This window comes from Brevundimonas sp. (assembly GCF_036659295.1).
Lineage (GTDB): Bacteria > Pseudomonadota > Alphaproteobacteria > Caulobacterales > Caulobacteraceae > Brevundimonas.
Genome location: NZ_JAVXCU010000129.1, coordinates 1 through 4,663 on the forward strand (window position 1 = coordinate 1; position 4,663 = coordinate 4,663).

At 61.5% G+C, this 4,663-nt stretch carries 3 protein-coding genes; all 3 read right to left on the reverse strand.

From position 1 onward, the window contains the following. Positions 1–1,062 (reverse strand): acetyl-CoA acetyltransferase (locus tag RSB01_RS13580; protein WP_332625681.1); only part of this gene is annotated, 1,062 nt, incomplete at its 3' end. Between the two features lie 146 nt (positions 1,063–1,208). Next, positions 1,209–4,013 carry a M14 metallopeptidase family protein gene (locus tag RSB01_RS13585; RefSeq protein ID WP_332625682.1) on the reverse strand — a complete coding sequence of 935 codons (2,805 nt, stop codon included), beginning with the start codon at positions 4,011–4,013 and terminating at the stop codon, positions 1,209–1,211. Between the two features lie 105 nt (positions 4,014–4,118). Further along, positions 4,119–4,663 (reverse strand): UTRA domain-containing protein (locus tag RSB01_RS13590; RefSeq protein WP_332625683.1); only part of this gene is annotated, 545 nt, incomplete at its 5' end.

The window sequence follows — 4,663 nt, forward strand, 5'->3', positions numbered from 1 at the left end:
CCCCAGACCGATCAGGCCACCCGACGGGTTGAACGGCAGCTTGCCATCAAAGTCGATGGTGCCGTCCTCGATGGCTTTCCAGGCCTCGCCCGCCGCTGTCAGACCCAGATGCTCGATGGCCATGTATTCGGTGGTGGTGAAGCAGTCGTGGGTTTCCACGGCATCAATTCCCCACACATCGGCAATACCGGCACGACGCCGCGCATCCTCGCCTGCCTTCTTCACATGCGGGAACACCCAACCGCCGTCCGCCGAAGCGTCCAGCTTGGTCTTCAGCGACAGCGCCGCCCCCGTATGGCCCCAGCCCTTGATACGCGGCAGGTCCTCAAGTTTCAGACCGCGCTTTTTGGCATAATCAGCCGCGGCCCGTTCCGAGGCGAGGAACACCACCGCCGAGCCATCCGTGACCTGCCCGCAGTCCTGTCGACGGGTCAGCCCCTCGATGACCGGGTTGGCCTCTTCGTCGGCGGTAAAGCTCTCGGGTGTGAACGCCCATTTGCGGGTCTGGGCATTGGGGTTGCGACGACCATTGGCATAGTTGATCTCGGCAATACGCCCCAGATGCTCGTATTTCAGGCCGAACCGCTCCTGATAGGCCTCGCCGATTTCAGAAAAAGCGCGCGGCCACAGATAGCGGGCATCGGTAAATTCGTGACCCGACCATGCCGCCGATCCCAGATGCTGGGTCGCGATCTCGCCCGGTACATTGCGCATCATCTCGATGCCCAGCACACAGGCCGTGTCATACCGCCCTGCCTCGATCTCGGCCATGGCGGCCAGAATGGCCAGCGATCCGGATGCACAGGCCCCTTCGTGGCGCGAGGTCGGCATGCCGTCAAAACCCTTATGGGTCTGGGCAAAAAACCCGCCCAACTGGCCCTGATTACAGAACAGTTCGCCAACGAAATTGCCGACATGTCCTGTCTCGATTTCGTGGGGATCAAGACCGGTTGCCTGAAGGCCATGGTTCAAAGCCTCGGCAAAGGCGTCGGCGATTTCTACGCCCTCGCGTGCCCAGTTTCGCGCAAAATCACTTTGCCAACCGCCCAGAACATAGACCACCGGACACGCCTCCCTCTTTGTTGAAAGCAGACTGCGATAGTCAGTCTCATAACGCAAGCATCAATCACACCAAGGTGACAGGCATGAAAAAAGGGGCCGCGTCAGCAGCCCCTCTTCATCAGTTCGAGCTAAGGATAGCCGACAATCTATTCTTGTGCCGCACTGGCAGGACCATACAGCAAGCCATTGAAGAACAAACGGAATGTACCGTGCGGTTGCGCCCTCTGGATCACCTCTGCGCCATAGACGAACAGCTTGCCCTCGCCCATGTCGATATCGACCACCGCACTGGTGTCCTTCAAGCGTTCCTGATGGTGCGCCCAGCCACTGCGCAGCGGTGTGTCGGTATCAAACCGCACCACCGAACGCGCATTGTCGCCTGTCAGACGGAAGGTCTGGCCATTGCTGAAGAACACATCCGACGCGGCCCCCATGCCATAGGCCAGCGGGTTTGACGGCTCGACCGCCGCCGTCAGGATCGACCCCGGCAGGAAGAACTCGCTGGTGCTCAAGGTCGTCACCTGACCGTTCTCGGTCTTGACCAGAGCCGGCTCGATGGGCGCGCCCAGCAGGCTGGCCAGACGGTTGGCATTACCGATGGTCAGCACGGTGCCCCCCTTCTCGGCAAAGGCCTTCAGACGCGGCACCGTGATGTCGGCACTGATATCTCCCAGCCAGCCACGATAGTCCGCCGGAATGCTTTCCGCGCTCGGCTGTCCTCCACCGGACGTCCGGCGATAACCCGCTGCGTTCAGTGCCGGTGTCGTGCCATCGGTAAAGACCAGCACATCGTACTTGGCGTTCAGGTCGCCCTGATCCAGTGCCTGCGGATAGACCACCTCGAACGGAAACTCGTACTGTTCCAGCAGCCAGCGGGCCCAACCCGACGACATCACCCCGCCATAGCGATCAACCAGACCGATACGGACAGGCTTGAGCGCCAGAGCCTCGCCAACCGGACGACGCGACACCGCGTGGGCATCAATCCCCAGCGGCCCGACTGCTTCGCGCACAATGCGCGTGGCCTCGGCCGAGGCAGGCACCCAGATGGCCCCCGCCGAAAGGGTTTGCGATTCCGTCCGAACCGACTGACCGATCCATTCCGGCGTGATCCCTGCGGCCAGCAGACGGTTGGTCAGGATGAAGCTGTTATTGGCCTCGTGCCCGATCACATAGCCTGCACGGCCAGAGCCGATCACGCGGCCAGCGGGTGCCGCCAGATCATCTTCGGCACGCACGCCCGTCGCGGTAAAGTCACCGGTAATGGCGTCGAAATTGACCCCCATCTGCAAGGCCAGCGTATAGCCCGCCATGTCATAGGGCAGCTTGGGCGGACCGCCGGGGTATTCAGTGTTGTGCGGGTGATCCTGCGCTGTGAACATATCCATCACATGCGGGCGATAGGCCTGCGCCGTACGGACAATATAGGATCCCGCCGGATAGCGGACGCCATCGGCGGTAAACGGCTTGTCGGCGACTTCTACGTCCACACCGTTGCGGATCAGCGTGTTCAGGAAGGCCACCGAAGCGGGCAGATCGCGCTGGTCATCGGGACGGATCACAAAGGCACGCGGCTCGCGGTTCTCGGCGGTGCGTACCACGCTATCCAATAGCGCCGGATCAACCGCACCACGCGTGGTTTCGGTCGCCGCCGCCTTCAGGGCGTCCACCATGGTCGGCGTCATGCGCCAGCTATCGCGCTGGCCGCGCTCGATCCCGTTCATGCCCATGCGCCAGATATTGAACAGCAGGCGTTCCTTGTTGCGCGAGGCATAGTCGATGACCGCGCGGTTCATGGTCCACTGGTACTCGATGCTGTCGCGCAGGTGCCAGAGGCGTGGCGCGATCGGCATGGGCTTGTCATTGCTGGCCAGTTGCACATCCGGCAGCAGCGGGATCTGTTCCGGCGTCGGACCGCCGATAATCTCGGTCAGGATGCCGACCGCATTATGGAAGTACGGCGTCGAACGGTACATGCCGTTGTGCCAGGTTGAATAGTTGGCCGCCGAATCCATACCCGAACCGGCCTTGCCTTCGGAGATCAGGCGGCTGTGCATAATGGTGCCGACCTCGGTGGTGGTGGTCATCACCAACGGGTCGAAATTATAGTTGAACGGATCGCGGAACGGCGGAATGAACACCACCATGCCGCGCGGGCCGGTCTGGTGCTGGTTGAAGACGATCTGCGGGAACCATTCGCGATAGTGGATACGGTTGGCGTTGCGCGTCTCGGCCTGTGTCACCATGAACGAGTCGCGGTTGTTATCGTGGCCGGTATACTTCTGGTACAGGCGCGGGATATCGCGGAACGAACGCGCCTGCGGGTCCGAATTGCGCATGTACCAGTCGGCCACAAGTTGGTGCCCGTCGGGGTTCACGTGGCCAAAGATCAGGATGGTGTCGTCCAGCGTCCGCAGCGTCTCGGCATCCTGCCCCGTCAGCAGACGATACAGCACATGGACCTGCGCCTGAGGCGTTACGGTTTCGGTGGCGTGCAGACCGGCATCGATCCAAACCACGGCCTTGCCCTCGGCGGCCAGTTGGCGCGCCTCTTCTTCGGACACACCCTCGGCCTTGGCCAGTTTGCGGGCGATCTCTTGATAGCGTTCCAGATTTGCCAGATTGGCCGGAGACGACACAATCCCCATCCACTGGGTACGGCCTTCTTCGGTCGTGCCAAAGCTTTCCAGCTTGATCCGGTCCGACTGCTCGGCCAGCCGCTTCAGATAGGCTTCGTACTGGTCATAATTAGCCAGATAATAGTCCGTACCCGGTTCCTGCGCGAAGAAGTCCTTGGGCGCCGTCACACCCGATACGGCGGGCGTAATGGCCTCGGCTGAGGTCTGCGCTGTGGCGGCCGGTACCGCTTGCGCCAGACCTGCCGGAGCCGTCAGAAATGTTGTCGCCAATAGAACAGCCGAAAGTCCGGCTGCACGAACCGATGTACGCATGATTACCCCTCACATCATCAGTCCCCTGACGGGCCGATGTTGGCGTGGAGTTTCATCGCCTTTCGCGCTCGGGTGCAAGATCGAATGTATGGGGTCCGAAACAAGCTAGCCGATGTGTCGCCACTGCGGCTGCGACGCGCTGTTATCGCGGGTCAGCATCATATGGTATTCGTAATGGTCGGGATTATAGAGCCCTATATAGTGCTCCAGCGGCTCGCCCTTGTCGTTCAGTATGGTCCGGCGCAAACGGATCACCGGCGACGACACCGCCAGACCCAGCCAGTTGGCCACCTGGTCGTCAGCCGGTACCGCGCTAAGGGTCTGCTCGGCACGGTGCGGGCGCACACCGCCCTCTTCCAGCATACGGATCACGGGACGATCATCCAGCAGATGTTCAGCCGCCAGATGCGACACACTGTGCGGCAGATAAACCGTCGAGACAGAAAGCGGCAGGTTCTGGTGTCGGCGCAAGCGCACAAGGCGAAGCACGGTGTCATCATGCTGAAGGCCAAGGGCCTGAAGCACACGCGCGGGTGGGGCCATATCGGCGCTGAATTCCAGCAGTTCCGCCGTCGTTGTCATGCCCATTGAAATCAGGTTTTCAACCAACCCCGAAACCGCAGGTCCTGCAGGGTTTTGCGCCCGCATCA